At 60.9% G+C, this 18173-nt stretch carries 16 protein-coding genes and 1 pseudogene; 9 read left to right on the forward strand and 8 right to left on the reverse strand.

Features of this window, described 5'->3' with window-relative positions:
• Positions 1 to 30: 30 nt before the first annotated feature.
• From Q8X51_RS15325 to Q8X51_RS15340, 4 genes are all read right to left on the reverse strand, one after another.
• Positions 31 to 972, reverse strand: coding sequence for a hydroxymethylglutaryl-CoA lyase (locus Q8X51_RS15325; protein WP_407693291.1), 942 nt, complete (start codon positions 970 to 972; stop codon positions 31 to 33).
• Positions 969 to 2162 (reverse strand): CaiB/BaiF CoA transferase family protein, encoded by a 1194-nt coding sequence (locus tag Q8X51_RS15330; protein WP_065928246.1) that lies wholly within the window; start codon positions 2160 to 2162, stop codon positions 969 to 971. The genes Q8X51_RS15325 and Q8X51_RS15330 overlap by 4 nt, the downstream gene beginning before the upstream one ends.
• A 68-nt stretch (positions 2163 to 2230) precedes the next feature.
• The gene (locus tag Q8X51_RS15335) at positions 2231 to 3160 is read right to left on the reverse strand and encodes a LysR family transcriptional regulator (protein WP_065928247.1); all 930 of its coding nucleotides are present in this window, start codon (positions 3158 to 3160) and stop codon (positions 2231 to 2233) included.
• Positions 3160 to 3834: an NAD(P)H-binding protein gene (locus Q8X51_RS15340; protein ID WP_407693290.1), complete on the reverse strand. Its 675-nt coding sequence runs from the start codon at positions 3832 to 3834 to the stop codon at positions 3160 to 3162. Before Q8X51_RS15340 ends, Q8X51_RS15335 begins: the two co-directional genes overlap by 1 nt.
• 901 nt (positions 3835 to 4735) lie before the next feature.
• On the opposite strand from Q8X51_RS15340, the gene Q8X51_RS15345 reads away from it, so the two are divergent.
• Positions 4736 to 5923, forward strand: a complete 1188-nt coding sequence (locus Q8X51_RS15345; protein WP_074844369.1) for an MFS transporter — start codon at positions 4736 to 4738, stop codon at positions 5921 to 5923.
• Here Q8X51_RS15345 and yiaY read toward each other — a convergent pair.
• Positions 5890 to 7038: an L-threonine dehydrogenase gene (gene yiaY, locus Q8X51_RS15350; protein ID WP_407693289.1), complete on the reverse strand. Its 1149-nt coding sequence runs from the start codon at positions 7036 to 7038 to the stop codon at positions 5890 to 5892. The two genes, Q8X51_RS15345 and yiaY, sit on opposite strands and share 34 nt — an antisense overlap.
• 125 nt (positions 7039 to 7163) lie before the next feature.
• On the opposite strand from yiaY, the gene Q8X51_RS15355 reads away from it, so the two are divergent.
• Complete coding sequence (locus tag Q8X51_RS15355; RefSeq protein ID WP_065928251.1) at positions 7164 to 8180, forward strand: DUF4917 family protein; 1017 nt, start codon at positions 7164 to 7166, stop codon at positions 8178 to 8180.
• Positions 8181 to 8241: 61 nt separating this feature from the next.
• Here the strand turns inward: Q8X51_RS15355 and Q8X51_RS15360 are convergent, their stop codons facing one another.
• A complete protein-coding gene (locus tag Q8X51_RS15360) occupies positions 8242 to 8769 on the reverse strand; it encodes a helix-turn-helix domain-containing protein (protein ID WP_407693288.1) in 528 nt (175 codons plus the stop codon).
• A 158-nt stretch (positions 8770 to 8927) separates the two neighbouring features.
• Here Q8X51_RS15360 and Q8X51_RS15365 point away from each other — a divergent pair, with 158 nt between their 5' ends.
• The 7 genes and pseudogenes from Q8X51_RS15365 to Q8X51_RS15395 all read left to right on the forward strand — a co-directional run.
• Positions 8928 to 9710: an aldolase gene (locus Q8X51_RS15365; RefSeq protein ID WP_407693287.1), complete on the forward strand. Its 783-nt coding sequence runs from the start codon at positions 8928 to 8930 to the stop codon at positions 9708 to 9710.
• Between the two features lie 28 nt (positions 9711 to 9738).
• On the forward strand, positions 9739 to 10611 hold the full coding sequence (locus Q8X51_RS15370) for a dihydrodipicolinate synthase family protein (protein WP_065928253.1): 873 nt from the start codon (positions 9739 to 9741) through the stop codon (positions 10609 to 10611).
• Between the two features lie 137 nt (positions 10612 to 10748).
• On the forward strand, positions 10749 to 11288 hold the full coding sequence (locus Q8X51_RS15375) for an RNA polymerase sigma factor (RefSeq protein ID WP_027604372.1): 540 nt from the start codon (positions 10749 to 10751) through the stop codon (positions 11286 to 11288).
• Positions 11285 to 12253: a FecR family protein gene (locus Q8X51_RS15380; RefSeq protein WP_407693286.1), complete on the forward strand. Its 969-nt coding sequence runs from the start codon at positions 11285 to 11287 to the stop codon at positions 12251 to 12253. The genes Q8X51_RS15375 and Q8X51_RS15380 overlap by 4 nt, the downstream gene beginning before the upstream one ends.
• Before the next feature lie 127 nt (positions 12254 to 12380).
• Positions 12381 to 14951 carry a TonB-dependent receptor gene (locus Q8X51_RS15385; protein WP_407693285.1) on the forward strand — a complete coding sequence of 857 codons (2571 nt, stop codon included), beginning with the start codon at positions 12381 to 12383 and terminating at the stop codon, positions 14949 to 14951.
• Positions 14952 to 15053: 102 nt separating this feature from the next.
• Complete coding sequence (locus Q8X51_RS15390) at positions 15054 to 15968, forward strand: DMT family transporter (RefSeq protein ID WP_065928256.1); 915 nt, start codon at positions 15054 to 15056, stop codon at positions 15966 to 15968.
• Positions 15949 to 16038, forward strand: a pseudogene (locus Q8X51_RS15395) (outer membrane lipoprotein carrier protein LolA); the annotation flags it as partial. The gene Q8X51_RS15390 and the pseudogene Q8X51_RS15395, both read left to right, overlap by 20 nt.
• Positions 16039 to 16046: 8 nt before the next feature.
• Here the strand turns inward: Q8X51_RS15395 and Q8X51_RS15400 are convergent.
• Both Q8X51_RS15400 and Q8X51_RS15405 read right to left on the reverse strand, forming a co-directional pair.
• Positions 16047 to 17264 carry a class I SAM-dependent methyltransferase gene (locus Q8X51_RS15400; RefSeq protein WP_407693284.1) on the reverse strand — a complete coding sequence of 406 codons (1218 nt, stop codon included), beginning with the start codon at positions 17262 to 17264 and terminating at the stop codon, positions 16047 to 16049.
• Positions 17265 to 17473: 209 nt separating this feature from the next.
• Positions 17474 to 18091, reverse strand: a complete 618-nt coding sequence (locus Q8X51_RS15405; RefSeq protein ID WP_065928258.1) for a TPM domain-containing protein — start codon at positions 18089 to 18091, stop codon at positions 17474 to 17476.
• Between the last annotated feature and the right edge of the window lie 82 nt (positions 18092 to 18173).

Below are 18173 nucleotides of genomic sequence, written 5' to 3' on the forward strand. Positions count from 1 at the left end.
GTCCGATTGTTTTTGTTGTCTGGTATGGCGTTACAAGGCGGCGATGTAGTCCGGCGGCGGATGCAGGTCGCAATTGCGCCCGGCCTTGGCCACCTGGCCGGGTAATTCATGGCCCAGCAAGGCCGGCAAGCGGCGGGACAGGCTCAGCAGGTGCGGCAGGTCGACTCCGGTGTGAATGCCGACCTCTTCACACAGGTTGACCAGGTCTTCGGTGCAGATATTGCCCGACGCCCCCGGCGCAAACGGGCACCCACCCAGGCCACCCAACGCCGCGTCAAAACGCCGTGCCCCGGCTTCGTAGGCGGCCAGCACATTGCACAGGCCCAGGCCGCGGGTGTTATGAAAATGCAGGGTCAGGTCGCTGGCGGGCACGCGTTGCAACACGCGCTTGACCAGGCGTTCCACCTGGCGCGGGTTGGCCATGCCGGTGGTGTCGGCAAGGCTGATGCCCTGGATGCCCAGTTGCAGATAGGCGTCGACCAGTTGCAGTACGCGGTCTTCATCGATCCTGCCTTCGAACGGGCAGCCAAAGGTGGTGGCGATGCTGCCGTTGAGGCGTACCGGGTGCCCGGCGGCAAAGCTGACGATATCGCCGAATGCCGCCAACGACGCCTCGCACCGCATGCGCATATTCGCCAGGTTGTGGGTCTGGCTGGCCGACATCACCAGATTCAGTTCATCGGCGCGCGACTCGACGGCGCGCTGGGCGCCCTTGAGGTTAGGGATCAGCGCAACGTAGATCACACCGGCTTTACGCTCGATGCCCTGGAACACGTGTTCGCCATCGCGCAATGCAGGGATGGCCTTGGGCGACACGAAAGAACCGGCTTCGATCCGCGAAAACCCGGCCAGGGAAAGCTGGTCGATCAGGGCGATCTTGTCAGCGGTTTCAACCCAGGTCGGTTCGATTTGCAGGCCATCGCGCGGGGACACTTCCTGCACGATCAGCGGGTCGCAATAGTCAGTGATCATTGCACCACTCCCGAGGTTTTCAGGCGTTGAATGTCGGCAACCGTAAGGCCCAGGCTGCCGAGGATGTCATCAGTGTGCTGGCCCAGGCTCGGGCCCTGCCAGTTCACGGCGCCGGGGGTTTCCGAGAGCTTGGGCACGATGCCGGGCATCTTCACCGACACACCGCCCGGCAGCTCGGCATTGAGCAACATGTCGCGCGCCTGGTAGTGCGGGTCGCTGACGATATCGGCCACGGAGTAGATGCGCCCGGCCGGCACTTCGGCGGCTTCCAGGGCGCTGAGCACCTGCTCGATAGGCAGGCTGCTGGTCCAGTGGGTGATGGCGGCATCGAGCAAAGCGCTTTTCGCCGCACGACCATCGTTGTGGGCGAATTCGGCGGCTTCGGCCAGGTCGGCACGGCCGATGGTGGTCATCAGGCGCTTGTAGATCGGGTCGCTGTTACCGGCGATCACCACATAGGCACCGTCGGCGGTCAGGTAGGTATTCGAAGGTGCGATACCGGGCAAGGCACCGCCGCTGCGCTCACGCACGTGGCCGAGCATGTCGTATTCGGGCACCAGGCTTTCCATCAGGTTGAACACGCTTTCCGCCAGGGACACATCGACAATCTGCCCGTCGCCCTGGCCGGTCTTGACCCGCAACAACGCCATCAGCGCGCCGATCACGCCATGCAACGACGCCAGGGAGTCGCCGAGGCTGACGCCGACCCGAGCCGGGGGCGAATCGGGGTTGCCGGTGGTGTAGCGAATCCCGCCCATGGCTTCGCCGATGGCACCGAAACCAGGGCGGTCGCGGTACGGGCCGGTCTGGCCGTAGCCGGAGATACGCACCAGGGTCAGCTTGGGGTTGAGCGCGTGCAGTACGTCCCAGCCCAGGCCGAGTTTTTCCAGGCCACCGGGGCGCAGGTTTTCGATCAGCACATCGGCGTCGCCGAGCAGTTGCTTGATCAGGTCCAGGCCTTCAGCGGACTTGAGGTCCAGCGCCAGGGATTTCTTGTTGCGCGATTGCAGGTACCACCACAGCGAGGTGCCTTCATGCAGCTTTCGCCATTTACGAAGTGGATCGCCCTGCCCCAGGGCTTCGATCTTGATCACCTCGGCACCGAACTCGGCCATCAGCCGGGCGGCGAACGGCGCGGCAATCAGCGTGCCGATCTCGATCACCTTGATACCGCTCAAGGGAGCCGTCATGGGGTGTACCTCTTATTCTTGGAATGTGCAGCCAAGGCTAGAGGACAGGGACAGGAAAAATCCAACCGTCAGTTGGCAAGGAGCGTTCGCTGAATGCGAACGCTCAGGTAATCGAACAGCAGCCGGCTCACGGGTGACAACTGCGCCTCATCGCGCACCACCAGGATCAAACTGCGGTCCGACCAGGCATCGGTCAGTGGCACGGCATGCAGGCCCAGGGCACGGCCAAACAACTCATAGGCCTTCAGCGGCAGGATGCCGATGCCCATGTTCGCCTGGACCATCCGGCACATCGCATCAAAGCCCGGCACATGAATACGCAGGCGCAGTGTCTTGCCGGCCTCGCGCGCGGCGGCGTGGGTGCGCATGTTGATCGAGCTGGCGGCGTGCAGGCCCACGTAGTCACTGTCCAGGGTCTCGGCGAAGGCCAGGCTTTCGCGCGGCGCCAACGGGTGATCCGCCGGCATCAATACCACCAGTTTGTCGTGGCGATAGGTCACGCTGGGCAGGCCCTTGGTGTCGGTATCACTGGAGCAGATCCCCAGGTCCGCCACCCCATCCAGCACGCCTTGCACCACGCCATTGCTGGGGCGCTCTTCGAGGTCGGTTTTCACTTCGGGATGCAGCTCGGAAAAATCCCGCAAGTCTTCCGGAAGAAACTGAATAATCGCCGAGAGATTGGCCAGCATCCGCACGTAACCGCGCACGCCGTGGCTGTGTTCGCCCAGTTCCAGGCCCATTTTTTCCACGTTGAACAGCATCTGCCGGGCATGATGCAGCAGGGTTTCGCCGGCGGCGGTGAGGTCCATGCCCTTGGCCCGTCGCACGAACAGGCTCACCCCCAGCACCTGCTCCAGCTCCATCAAACGCTTGCTGGCTGCCGACACGGCGATGGCTTCGCGGGCGGCGGCGCGGGTCAGGGTGCCCTCTTCGAACACCGCGACGAACAACTGCAGGGTGATCAAGTCAAGGCGACGCACCAGGCTCTTGTGCAACATCAGGCGCGCTCGGACGCCAGGCGATTGATCTCGGCCTGTTCCACAACCGATTGCGGCGCGCCATGGCGCACCGCCGCGAGCATCGCCCGGCCGACAGTCTCCGTGCTCACCACCCAGCCCGGCTTGACCCGACGCACCAACGACAGCACTGGCCCGAGCACGGAATAGAAGGCTTGATACAACGGCGTCTTCGAGCGCACACCGTGCAGCGGCTGAATGATCCCCGGCCGGAACAGGTACACCGCCTTGAACGGCAGGCGCAGCAGGGCATTCTCGGTCTTGCCCTTGACCCGCGCCCACATCGACTTGCCCGCCTCGGAGCTGTCGGTACCGGCGCCGGACACGTAGATGAACGTCATTTGCGAATTAAGCCGCGCCAGGGTGCTGGCGGCGACGAGGGTCAGGTCATAAGTGAGGTGGGTGTACTTGGTTTCATTCAGGCCCGCCGAGGAGACGCCGAGGCAGAAGAAACACGCGTCAAACCCTTGCAGCAGGTTTTCCAGGGGTTGGAAATCCAGCATGTCGCTGTGCAACACCTGATGCAACTTGCCGTGTTCCCGGGTCAGGGGCGTGCGGCCGACGGCGACGACTTCCTGTACGTCATCGGCCAGCAGGCACTCGCGCAGGACGCCCTGGCCGACCATGCCGGTGGCACCGAATAACAGAACTCTCATCAAGTACTCCCTTCATCCATTTGGTTTCGACTACCCAAGAGACAGGTCCTTGAAGGCCATCGTCACATCCGGCCGGTAAGTGGACACCTTACTCAATCCTGCGGGATACGACCTCAACAAAACGCGAACGCCCCCCACTGCTTTCATTCACCCATCGGCTGGATGTCCATTGGAACTTACAAAATGTAGGAACTTACTCACAACAAAATGTCCATCCAGAGTAGCCCGCATGGGAAATATCTGACTTACCCTATCAAAAACTTCCATTTACTGTTCCTGCCTTACCCAAGGACAGGTAAAGCAAGTGAGAAATATGCAATCAAAAACCCAGTCAACAAACTACAAGAAACCAATAGATCAGGCCGACATCACAGTCAGGTCGAATTTGCGAACTCAATGTAAAAGCTCAAGACAACAACCAACTTATCGATAAACATGAGCGAAAACCCTATCACTTCTGCACGACGTCATATCTCGGCCTGTTAAAGCCTCGTGCGCAGATGAAATAGAAGTAAAAATAGCGCCTCACAATGACATGTGCCGGATCGAAGACTTAGGCAAAAAACGTAAAAATTTCGCTTACTTCGCAGACGGCGCATACAGCATAAGGGATTAGCAGACATTGATAGCCTGCTCTATTTGAAAGCGGGTTACGGACTCTTCCTTTATCAGGATAACTGCCACGACCTGTCAGCATTTGGAGATCATTGCTTTATTCAAAGTTGAAAGACTTAATACAGGAACACAAAGACGCAAAATAAATTGCGCATCAACTATACCCAACCGCCACATACGCACTCTTACATCTCAGTGAGCATAAGTTTCAATCATTGTTCGTATCTATACAGAGGAAGCCATTTACGATGACGTACGCAGAACTTAAGGCGCAGGACGCCGCCCCTTGAAAAACACCACCCGTCTCGCCCTCGCTTGCTGCGCCGCCTTCCTCGCCCAAGTCGGCATTAGCAGCTATTTGCCCGCTGTGCCGGTCATCGCCCAGTCCCTGCTCGCCGCCGAGGACTACGTCGCACTGGCCCTGGCGGTGTACCTGATGGGCATGGCGCTGCCGATGTTGCTCTGGGGCAGCCTGGGGGAGCGTTTTGGCAGAAAGCCGGTCCTGTTGGCGGCGCTGGCGATATACGCCTCGGCAAGCGCGGCGATTCCATCGGCATTTAACGTCGAATCTTTTTTGTCATTACGGCTGATTCAGGGTTTGGGGGCGGGTGGAGTCGCGGTCATGGCCAGGGTGTTGGTGCGGGACAGTTTCAGCGGGGCGCTTTTGGCCAGGGGGTTGTCGTGGCTGGGGATGACGTTTGTGATCGCGCTAGGTATCGGCCAGTTCATGGGGTCGCTGTTGCAGGTGGCCTTCGGCTGGAAGGCCATTTTCTATGGGTTGGCAATAAGTGCTGTCACGTTGATTGCTGTGTTGCAAAGCGTGGTGTTTCCGTCAGCGAAGAAGGCTGATTCGCCAGACTCAGCCTGGCGGATCTACACCACGATTGTGCGTCATCCCCCCTTTCTACACGCAGCATTGGCCGGTGGGCTGGGCTATGGGGTGATCATTGCCTTCAACACCTGTGCACCGCTGATACTGCAAGGGCGTTTCGAGTGGAGCGCGGCGCAGTACGGCTGGCTGGGGTGGCCGATCAGCGGGGCCTATCTGGCGGGGGCGTTGATGGTCAACCGCTTCGTCGCGCGGATGGGGCGGTTGACGATGATGAGCTGGGGCGTGGGGCTGGCGTTAACGGGAGCGGCGCTGATGCTGTTGGGCAGTGTGTTTGCCAGCGGGATCGCGCTGTTGTTGTGGCTGCCCTATTGCCTGGCGATATTTGGGCAATCGATGAGTTACCCCATCAGTTTGTCACTGGCTAATGATCAGTCGCCGGTCGGCGGTTCCTATGCCATCGCCTTGAGCGGCTTCATGCATCAGTTGATGGCGGCGTTGATCGGCGGCGTAGCAAGCCTGCTGGTGAGTCAGCAGGCATGGCCATTGGCGCTCTTGTGCGTGGCGTTGGCTGGCGGCGCATTTATATGTGCCGCCAGTTGCCGGACAGATCAGAACGCGCTGCGAAAGATCTCCTCAATCTGACGCTGATCGGCGCGCCGTGGGTTGGTCAGCCCGCACGCGTCCTTCAATGCATTGGTAGCCAGCAGCGGAATGTCCTGCAACTTGGCCCCCAGTTCGCGCAGGCCGGCGGGGATTTCAACGTCCTGGGACAACGCTCGAATAGCCGCGATGGCCGCCTGAGCCCCCTCTTCCACAGTAATACCCTGGGTGTCCGCGCCCAGCGCGCGGCCGACATCGCTCAAGCGCTTGGCACTGACGCTGGCGTTGAAGCTTTGCACATGGGGCAGCAGCACCGCGTTGCACACGCCGTGAGGCAGGTCGTAGAGACCGCCGAGTTGGTGGGCCATGGCATGCACGAAACCCAGGGACGCATTGTTGAACGCCATGCCTGCGAGGAACTGGGCATAGGCCATGTTTTCCCGCGCGACCTTGTCGCTGCCGTCGCGTACCGCCAGGCGCAGGTTGGCGCTGATCAGTTCGATGGCCTTGATCGCGCAGGCGTCAGTGATCGGAGTGGCCGCCGTGGACACGTAGGCTTCGATGGCGTGGGTCAGGGCGTCCATGCCGGTGGCGGCGGTGAGGCCCTTGGGCATGCCGACCATCAGACTCGGGTCGTTGACCGACAGCAGTGGCGTGACGTTGCGGTCGACGATAGCCATTTTCACGTGGCGGGTTTCATCGGTGATGATGCAGAAACGGGTCATCTCGCTGGCGGTGCCGGCGGTGGTGTTGATCGCCACCAAGGGCATCTGCGGCTTGCTGGATTGATCGACGCCTTCGTAGTCGCTGATATGCCCGCCGTTGGTGGCGCACAGGGCGATGCCCTTGGCACAGTCATGGGGCGAACCGCCGCCCAGGGACACTACGAAATCGCAGGCGCTCTGCTGCAGCAACGCCAGGCCTTTCTCGACGTTTTCCACATTGGGGTTGGGCTTGGCGCCGTCGTAGACCACCGAATCGATGTCCTGCATCGCCAACTTCTCGGCGATCATGCTGGCCACGCCCGCCTTGGCCAGGCCCGCGTCGGTGACGATCAGCGCTTTGCGAAAACCGTAGTTGCGAATGGCGTTCATGGCTTCGTCGAGGCAGTCGGTGCCCATGATGTTGACGGCGGGAATGAAGAAGGTGCTGCTCATGGCGAATCCTCGGATGACGTGTATGCCTACAGCATCAACCTCACTTGCCTGCGGCATCTTGACCAGGATCAACGCCGGCTCGTGATAAAGTCGCCATCCAGCCGATTTCGAGTAGACCCACAGCAATGAAGGATTTCCAGGATATTGACGCCCACCTTGAAGACTGGAGCACCCTGCGCAGCAGCACCACCTTCAGTGGGATTCTGATCGGCAATGGCGCGAGCCGCACGATTTGGGAAGACTTTGCCTACGACTCGCTGTTCGAAAACGCACGCACCGTCGAAGAAAAACCCCTCGGCCCATCCGAGCTCAGCGTGTTCGACGCCCTACAGACCCGCAGCTTCGAGCAGACCCTGGGGGCATTGAAAACCACCAGCCGAGTCAACAAGGCCCTGGCGGTCAGCTCGGCGGCACCGCGTAATCGCTACTACGCGATCAAGGAAGCGCTGATCAATACCATCCACGCCGTGCACATTCCGTGGCGGCTGGTGCAGCCGTCGACGCTGGCGACGATCAACCGCGAACTGGCGAACTACACCAGCGTGTTCACCACCAATTACGACCTGCTCAACTATTGGGCGATCCTGCACACGCCGGGCATCGACGACCTGTTCCGCAGCGCCGACTCGAGCTTCGACCTGCGCAACACCCACACCGATACCACGCGCGTCCTCTACCTGCACGGCGGCCTGCACCTGGTGCGCAACCTTGACGGCACCGCACGCAAATTGCCGAGTACCGACAGCACCTTGCTCAGCAGCTTTGCGATCAACAACACGATCAAGACCCTGGACGATGTGCCGCTGTTTATCAACGAAGGCACGGTGCAAGAGAAGCTCAAGACCATCCGCAGCTCGGATTACCTGTCGTTCTGCTATGAACAGTTGCTGAGCCATGAGGGCGCGCTGTGCATCTTTGGCCATGACCTGGGGCCGCAGGACCAACACGTGGTGGATGCAATTCGCCAGGCCCGCCCCGCGACCCTGGCGATCTCGGTATCGGGCCGCAGCGACGGGTTTATTCGCCAGCAGAAGCGGCGGTATTCGCAGTTGTTTGATGGCAGTGGCGCGCAGTTGAAGTTTTTTGCCGCGCGCACGCATCCGTTGGGTGATCCGGCCCTGTCGGTACCTGTCGAACGTTGAGCCACCGGTGGGAGGGACTTGTTCCCGCCCATACCGATCGCATTTCAAACCGTCAGCGCGGTCATTCTTGCGAGCTGTGTACAACCACCAATAGCTGCGCCTGCACAGGCCCTACCGAACGCAGCCGATGCGGCTTCTGGGCATTGAAATGCAGCGCATCGCCGCGCTCCAGAATCACCCGCTCGTTCATGAAATCCACTTCTACCGCCCCTTCATGCACGAACAAGAACTCCTCTCCAAGGTGCTCCTTGAAGGTTTTGTCGGAGAATTGCGCCGGCGGGTAGATGATGAACGGCAACAAGCTGCGCTCACTGACCTGATGGGCCAGTACTGCGTAACCCGGCGCGGTGTCGGGCCGCTCATGGCTGCGCACCAGGCTGTAGCTGTCGGGGCTGACGCGGTCTTCGCTGAACAGCTCTTCGACCTTCACGTTCAACGCCTTGGCCAGTTTCAACGCAGCGGCAATCGACGGCGTGTTGAGCCCGCGCTCGACCTTGGACAGGTAACTCTTGGTCATCCCGGATTTTTCAGCCAGGGCCTCCAAGGTTACGCCAAGCTTTTTCCTCAATAATTTCAAACGGATAGACATGTGCTGCGGTTAATCCATGCAGAAGCGATAAGCTGCGCTTGCCAATGACACTTTGTGTCATATAGCATCATTAGTGTCATTTGCCTCACCCAACGACCTTGCGAGCAGAGGGAGACCAGCAAATCCGACGTCCATTGAACCACCCAAAGGACACCGATATGGCCAAGACATTAGCACTCCCCAAAGACCAACTGGTCAAGCAAGCGCTGGTCCAGATGCAAAACACCCTGGCGGATAATACGTGGACCGTCCGGCAAAAGCTGGCGCTCACTTGCCGAATCCTGTTCGAACACGGCCACGACTCCGGCCTCGCCGGCCAGATCACCGCGCGCGGGCCTGAACAGGGCACCTACTACACCCAGCAACTGGGCCTGGGTTTTGATGAAATCACGGCCAGCAACCTGTTGCTGGTAAACGAGGATCTTGAGGTGCTGGAAGGTCACGGCATCCCCAACCCGGCCAACCGCTTTCACAGCTGGGTGTACCGCGGGCGAGCGGATGTGAATTGCATTATTCATACGCACCCGACCCATATCGCTGCGCTGTCGATGTTGGAAGTGCCGTTGCTGGTGTCCCACATGGACCTTTGCCCGTTGTACGAAGACTGCGCGTTCCTGGAGGCCTGGCCGGGTGTGCCGGTGGGCAATGAAGAGGGGGAAATCATCACCGAGGCCCTGGGCGACAAGCGCGCGATCCTGCTGTCGCACCACGGCCAGTTGTCGACCGGGGCGAGTGTCGAGGAAGCCTGCGTGATCGCGCAGTTGATCGAACGCGCGGCCAAATTGCAGTTGCTCGCCATGGCAGCCGGTGCGATCAAGCCGATCCTGCCGCAACTGGGGCGCGAAGCCCATGCCTGGATTTCCCGCCCCAAGCGCCACGGCGCCGCGTTCAATTACTACGTGCGGCAGAACCTGCGCCAGCACGCCGATTGCCTGAACTGACCCGCCCTTTTTCTACCGGAGACTTTCCATGTCCAGCCCAACTATTCACGGCATCATCGGCTACACCATCACCCCGTTCAGCGCTGACGGCCAGCGCATCGACCTCGACGCCCTCGGTCGTTCCATCGACCGTTTGATCGACAGCGGCGTGCACGCCATCGCGCCCCTGGGCAGCACCGGTGAAGGTGCGTATTTGAGCGATGCCGAGTGGGACGAAGTCAGCGCCTACAGCCTGGCAAAAATCGCCCGGCGCGTGCCCACGGTGGTCAGCGTCTCCGACCTGACCACCGCCAAGGCCGTGCGCCGCGCCCGCTACGCCGAAGCCAATGGCGCGGATGTGGTGATGGTGCTGCCGGCCTCGTATTGGAAGCTCAGCGAGGCGGAAATCCTCGCCCACTACGCTGCGATCGGCGACAGCATCGGCGTGCCGATCATGCTCTACAACAACCCGGCCACCAGCGGTACGGACATGTCGGTGGATCTGATCCTGCGTATCGTCAAGCAGGTGGCAAATGTGACGATGGTCAAGGAGAGCACCGGGGACGTTCAACGCATGCATCAACTGCGGCGCCACAGCGACGTGCCGTTCTACAACGGCTGCAACCCGCTGGCCCTGGAAGCCTTTGCGGCCGGAGCCAAGGGTTGGTGCACGGCGGCGCCCAACCTGATCCCGCACCTGAACCTGGCATTGTATGCGGCAGTGCTGGCCAATGACCTGGACAAGGCGCGCGAGCTGTTTTATCAGCAGTTGCCGTTGCTGGAGTTCATCCTCAAGGGCGGGTTGCCGGCGACGATCAAGGCCGGGCTGCGACTGACCGGGTTGGAGGCGGGCGAGCCTCGCTTGCCGGTGTTTCCATTGGGTGAAGCAGGGATCGAACAACTGAAGACCTTGCTGCGGTAAAACTGCGACCTTATGTGGGAGGGGTTTGCCTCCTCCCTATATTTTAATCCGGGCCCGTCTAAAATAGAGACAAATGACAATAGTTCTCGATATCATTCGCGACTTTTCCACGTCGTGCTTCGTCAAGAAGGATATCCATGTCTCGTCCCAAGCCCGACCCGGTGTCGGCCGATGCCTTTCGCGGGTTCTATGCAGATATTCTGTATTTCCTGCGCAGACGCACGGACAACGCCAGCGACGCGGCGGACATGACCCAGGACGTCTTTACCCAGTGGCTGGACTACCGCGACCGGGCCAAGGTCGAACAGCCACGGGCATTTTTGTTCCAGATGGCACGCAACCTGCTGCGTGATCACTGGCGCAAACAGAAGGTACGGCAGACCGTCCACCCAGATCAGGCCGACAGGGACGCGGAACCGATCACCGACGAGCAAAACGACCCCATGGCCGCCGCCCAGCGCTTGCAACGCCTGGAACAGTTGAAAGAAGTCCTCGCCGAACTCTCGCCCCGCCGGCGAGAAGCCCTTATGCTGCACCGCTTCGAAGGCCTGAGCCAGGCGCAGATCGCCGAGCGCATGGGTATTTCGACGAGCATGGTGGAAAAGCACATCGCTTTTGCCCTGCTGCATTGCAAGCGACGCCTTCAAAACGACCCCGGCACGGAGCAGCCAGAATGAACCGCCTGAGCGACACCGACGGCCTGGATATCGAAGCCAGTGACGCCATCGATGCCCAAGCCGCCAGTTGGTTTGCGCGCAACCGTAACGACACAGGCCGTGCCGATCGCAAGGCCTTTGCCGCCTGGCAGGCCACGCCCGCCCATGCCCGCGCCTATGCCGAATTCGAGCAACTGTGGGCCGACCTGGCCCAGTTGCAGCAACTGAACAACCCCGTGGCGCTGCCCAAGCGCAAAGCATCGGTATTGCGCCCGGCCCTGGCCGTAGCCGCCGCCGTGCTATGCGCCGTATTGGCCCCCCACATCGGTGCGCCCCGCGAGTTGTATCACAGCCAGGTGGCGGCCCATGCCAAGGGCGTGCGCACCCTGAACCTGCCCGATGGCAGCACCCTGTCGGTGAATGCCAACACCCGCCTGCGCGTGGACTTCAGCGCCCACCAGCGCATCGTGCACCTGGACAAGGGCCAGGTGTATATCGAAGTGGCGGCCGACAAAGAGCGGCCGTTGTTCGTTCAAGCCGGCGAAGCAAATGTGCGGGTGGTCGGCACCGGCTTCGATGTGCGCCGCAGCCAGCAGCAACTGGTGGTCAGCGTCGCCCACGGCCAGGTCGCTTTCGAGCCATCCGCCAAAAGCCCCATTTCCCTGCTCGGCGCCCAGCAACGCGCCATCTACAGCTACGCCAAGGGCACCTTGCAACAGCAAACCCTCACGGCCGAAGAAGTGGCCGATTGGCGCAGCGGGCACTTGTCATTCCGCAACCGTGAACTGGCCAGCCTGATCGATGAACTGGGCCTATATCGCCCGCAGGCACCGTTGCAGGTCAGCAACGCGGTGGCGCACCTGAAAGTCTCGGGCAATCTGGACGTGAATGATCCGGATGCCCTGCTCAACGCCCTGCCCGCCCTGTTGCCGGTGAAAACCGTGGTCTCGGCCGATGGCATCGTGCGGATTGAACCGAGCAAATAACCTGCGAAAATCTTATTTGAGAATATTTTGCATTCGCAGGTGTGGATTTTTTTGCCTGCCCCGTCTTCCTCCGGTCTGCATCTGATCAGCACACCTTTTTGGCCATTTGGCCGCTCCGGGGGATTCCATGTTTCGCGCGCCTTGCCACGCTTCGCACCTGTATCTTCGACCGACCCTCATCGCCACCTGCCTGACGTTCAGCCTCAGCGCCCAGGCCGAGTCATTCACCTTGCAACTGCCCGCCCAGGCGCTGGCCACGTCCCTGAGCCAAGTAGCGCAGCAGGCGAAGATCCAGCTGTTGTTCGATGAGGAGCTGCTCAAGAACGTGCAGGCACCTGCACTCAACGGTGACTTCACACCGGAAGTTGCGATTCGCAGCCTGCTGAAAAACGGCGCGTTCACCCTGATCAAGGTCGGCAGCACGTACGTGGTAAAGCCCGAAGAGGCCAAGACCACCCAGAGCGGCGCGATCCAGCTGGACGCCCTGAGCGTGATCGGCACCGGCAATCAGGTCGACTCCAGCACCGTCGGCCGCTCCACCCTGAGCCAGGCGGATATTGATCGCTACCAGCCCGACAACATTCCTTCGCTGCTGCAGACGCTGCCGGGGGTATTCATGGGCGGCTCTCCCAAGCCGGGGGGGCAGACCATGAATATTCGCGGCATGGGCGACGCCGAAGATGTGCCGATGACCGTGGATGGCGCGACCAAAAGTGGCTTTGAGCGCTACCAGCAAGGCACGGTTTTCATCGAGCCTGAACTGATCAAAAGCATTGAGGTGGAGAAAGGTCCTTACTCGCCCTTCACCGGCAACGGCGGTTTCGGTGGCACGGTCAACATGGTCACCAAGGATGCGCCCGACCTGCTCAAGGACGGGCGTAACACCGGGGCCATGACCAAATACGGTTACTCCAGCAACACCCATGAACAGGTGTACAGCGGCGCCGTGTATGGCCGCACCAACGACGGTCGCATGAATGGCCTGATCTACCTCACACAGCGCGACGGCGGCGACTTGAAGCTCGCCGGCACACCGCCCGACCCGCGCAATGAATACCCGATCAACCCCAAGCGCCTGCCCAACAGTGCCCAGGACGTAGAAGGCAAGCTGTTCAAATTCAACGCGTATTTTACGGATGAGCACAGCATGGGCCTGTCCTACTCCAGTGCAAAAAGTGAGCGCATGGCGCCCTTCTCAGCGAAATCCTACCCGTCGCCGCCGAACCAATCGGCCATCAACCGATATGGCTACGAAGACGCACTGAAACGTTTTCTGGCCGACCGCGAAACGGTGGACACCACCTGGTCGGGCAAGTACGAATACCAGCCGCTGGACAACCCGCTGATTGACCTGAAGCTTAGCTACTCGGCGTCCAAGACCGACCAGACCGATGAGCGGGGCGAAAACGCAGTCATTGGCCTGAGCACCGGTGGGCGCAAGATGGAAACTTCATACTCCGATCGCCTCCTTGAACTGCGTAATATCAGTCTGCTGACCACCGGCCCACTGGAACATGCGGTGACCGCCGGCGTGCAGATTCGCAAGCACAATCGAGAAACCGAAAGCTGGATGCCGGGCGCTACCTACAACACCGCAAGATACAACTACGGGCATTTCCAGCCGTATTTCATGCCCCACGGCAAGGCCGATACCCACTCGTTTTACCTCCAGGACGCCGTGACCCTCGGCGATCTGACCATCACCCCGTCCCTGCGCTATGACCACGTGCGCAATCGCGGCGAGGCCAACGATGCGCCGTACTACAGCAACCCGGACCCGAGCGTCGGCCATGACTACAGCGACCGCACCTACACCGGCTGGTCGCCGCGCCTGGCCGCGTTCTGGAACCTGACCCCGGATGTGGCCTTCTTCGCCAGCTGGAATCGCACATGGCGTGCGCCGGTCATCGATGAACAGTACGAAGTCCAGGGCGCCGCCAGCACCCGCAGCGCCACAAGCCTCAACCTCGACCCAGAGCGCATCACTGCGATTACGGCGGGCAACGTGACTCACTTCTCCGGCGTCTTAACCCACGGCGATGACCTGCAGTTGCGCACCACGCTGTTTCACAACCGCATCGAAGACGAGATCATGAAGGCCACCGGCATCGGCTGTGAACGGCAAATGACGGTGCCGGGCAATATCGATACGGTGTGCAACGACACGGCCTCCAGGACCAACTATCGCAATGTGGGCGGCATGACCATCAAGGGCGTGGAGCTGGAAAGCTACTACGACTCAACGTACGTGTTCGGCTCCCTGACTTACTCCTGGGCTACGGGCAAACGCGATAACCCCTATACCAACCCGTGGGCAACCGACCGACACGTGTGGGCGCGGGACATTCCACCGGCCAAATGGGTGGTGGTGCTGGGCACCAAGATCCCGAGCTGGGATGCACAGGTGGGCTGGCAGGGCCAGTTCGTGCGCAAGACCGACCGCGTGCCTACAGACATCTACGCTGGCGGCTTGAATTCGACCATTGGTGACTTTATCTACGACCAGACTGAGAACGCCAGCTATGACACCCAAGGCCTGTTCGCCAACTGGAAACCGCAGCAGGCCGGCCTAAAGGGCACCGAGGTCAACTTCACTGTCGACAACCTGTTCAACCGCAGCTACCAGCCGGCGCTCAGCGGGGAAGGTGTCTACAGCGAAGGCCGCAACGCCAAGATCAGCATCACGCGCTTCTTCTGAAAACTGTACGGATAAATCCGCACCCAGCTGTAGGCCCGCAATCGGCGGGGGTTGTGGCTAGATGGGCTTCCCTTGAAGCCCTCTGGATTTCGGATCCCGCCCATGAGCTCGCGCGAAAACACCGGCATGGCCCTCGGCCTGCTGGGTGTCATCATCTTCAGCCTGACCCTGCCCTTCACCCGTATCGTGGTGCAGGAGATCCACCCGTTGCTCAACGGCCTGGGCCGTGCCTTGTTCGCGGCGGTCCCGGCGGCGGCGCTGTTGCTGTGGCGCCGCGAGCGCTGGCCGACCTGGCGCCAGGTACGGGGTTTGTGCCTGGTCATTGCGGGGGTGATTCTGGGCTTCCCGGTGCTGTCGGCGTGGGCCATGCAAACCTTGCCGGCCTCCCATGGCGCACTGGTCAATGGCCTGCAACCGCTGTGCGTGGCGCTGTATGCGGCGTGGCTGTCCCATGAGCGGCCGTCCAAAGCCTTCTGGGCCTGCGCGGCGCTCGGCAGCGGGTTGGTGTTGAGTTATGCATTGATCACCGGCGCCGGCAGTATCCAGGCCGGCGATTTATTGATGCTCGGCGCGATAGCCGTGGGTGGCCTGGGCTATGCCGAAGGCGGCCGGTTGGCCAAGGAGATGGGCGGCTGGCAGGTGATCTGCTGGGCGCTGGTGCTGTCCACGCCGGTGTTGATCGGCCCGGTGTGGTACCTGGCGGCGCAGCACCAAGGCGCGGTCTCGATGCGCGCCTGGTGGGCCTTTGGTTATGTGTCGCTGTTCTCGCAGTTCCTGGGCTTCTTCGCCTGGTACGCGGGGTTGGCCATGGGCGGCATTGCGCGGGTCAGCCAGATTCAGCTGTTGCAGATCTTCTTCACCATCGCGTTTTCGGCGCTGTTCTTTGGTGAACATATCGAGCCGATTACCTGGGTGTTTGCCTGTGGGGTCATCGTCACGGTGATGCTCGGGCGCAAGACCGCGGTGCAGCCGGCACCAGCTCCCTGTAGGAGCGAGCTTGCTCGCGAAGGTCGCTAACGATAACGCGGGAAACCTGAAAGCCTGCGGTGCTCTCAGGCTTTTCGCGAGCAAGCTCGCTCCTACAGTGGGCGGCGGTCAGATCAAGTAGCCATCCGCGCGCAGCAGGGTTTCCAGGCAGTGTTCGCAGATGTGATAGAACGCCTTCAACTCCTGGATTCTCTCCAGCAACTGCGCGTTGTCCACCGGCTCCGCACGCTTGACCGCCAGGATCATCTTGTTCTTGTTGGTGTGCTCCAGGGAGATGAACTCGAACACCTTGGTCTCGTAGCCGCAGGCTTCGAGGAACAACGCACGCAAGCTGTCGGTGACCATTTCCGCCTGCTGGCCCAGGTGCAGGCCATATTGCAGCATCGGCTTGAGCAGCGCCGGGCTCTGGATCTGCAGGCGAATCTGCTTATGGCAGCACGGCGAGCACATGATGATCGATGCGCCGGAACGAATGCCGGTGTGGATCGCGTAATCGGTGGCGACGTCACAGGCATGCAGGGCGATCATCACGTCCAGTTCGCTGGGCGCCACGCTGCGCACATCACCACATTTGAACACCAGCCCGGGGTGCTCCAGGCGGGCCGCGGCGGTGTTGCACAGGGTCACCATGTCTTCGCGCAACTCGACGCCGGTGACTTCGCCTTCGGCCTTGAGGGTGTTGCGCAGGTAGTCGTGGATCGCAAACGTGAGGTAGCCCTTGCCCGAACCGAAATCGGCGACGCGCACCGGTTGGTCCAGCCTCAGCGGTGAGGAGGTCAGCGCATGGCTGAACACTTCGATGAATTTGTTGATCTGCTTCCACTTGCGCGACATCGACGGGATCAGCGCCTGCTTGGCGTCGGTCACGCCCAGGTCGGCGAGGAATGGCCGGCTCAGGTCGAGGAAGCGATGCTTCTCACGGTTATGCTCAGCCGATGGCGCCTCGCGCAGTTGCTGAGTCTTGCTCCTGAACAGCGAGCTTTTGTTCTTCTTGCTGTATTCCAATTGGGCTTCGTCGGTCAGCGACAGCAGGTGCGCGTTCTTGAACGAGCCCGGCAGCAACGCGGCAATCGCCGCCACGCCGTCGGCCAGCGCCAAGTTCTTGGTGATGTCGCGGGTCTTGTAGCGGTAGACGAAGGACAGGCACGGCTGCTCCTTGACGGTCACCGCCTTGATGATCAGCCGCTGCAACTCGGCTTCGTCGCCGACGTATTTGGCCAGCACCAGCTTGATAAAGGCGTTCTGCGCAAGGCTTGTGCTCAACAGTTCGATGAACTGGGCGTGATGATCCGGCGCGGAGCTGGCAGGTTGAGCGGTAACGGACATGAACAAAAACGCCTCGGGCAGGGAATGCCGGGCATTTTAGGGGGGATAGCCCACCAGGGCACGGAGTTATTTGACCAGTGGTCAACACCGATCCAAATGTGGGAGGGGGCTTGCTCCCGATGAGGGTGTGTCAGCTAATCCATCCGTGACTGACCCACTGCCATCGGGAGCAAGCCCCCTCCCACATTTTTTGCTCAGTGGTGTCTGGATTATTCGAGTACGACCAGGCGGTTTGGCAATTCATTGCGGGTTTGTGTCAACGGTACATGCACCTTCAACAACTCACCACACGCCTCGATACAAGCAATAAACCCAGCCAGCGTCTGCCCCTGTTTCACCTGCTGGGTAAACGCCTTGACGATCCCATCCCAACTGTTGTCATCCACGCGACTGGAGATGCCATCGTCCACCAGGATTTCCACATAACGCTCCGCCTCGCTGACAAAAATCAGCACCCCGGTGCTGCCCAGGGTGTGGTGCAGGTTCTGCTCCAGGAACTGCCGGCGCGCGAGGTTGGAGGCGCGCCAATGGCGTACCGAGCGTGGGATCAGGCGGGTGGTCACCTTGGGCAGGCGAAACAGCAGGCACAACACGATGAACGTCGCCCATTGCGCCAGCAGCAAGGTATACATGGTCAGGTAGCCCGACAGGTAATGCACCACGCCCGGTACCACCAAGGCGATCAGGCTGGCCCACAGCAGGGGGATGTAGGCGTAATCGTCGGCGCGGGCCGCCAGCACGGTGACCAGTTCGGCGTCGGTGGTTTTTTCGACCCGGGCAATCGCTTCGGCGACTTGGCGCTGCTCGTGTTCAGTCAGTAATGCCATGGTTGTAGTTGCTCTCTAGTTATTGTCATTACCAGCCGCCCGACGCGCCGCCGCCGCCGAAGCCACCACCGCCGCCTCGGAA

The sequence above is a fragment of the Pseudomonas sp. Yb2C2 genome (assembly GCF_052112325.1).
GTDB classification, from domain to species: Bacteria; Pseudomonadota; Gammaproteobacteria; order Pseudomonadales; family Pseudomonadaceae; genus Aquipseudomonas; species Aquipseudomonas marginalis.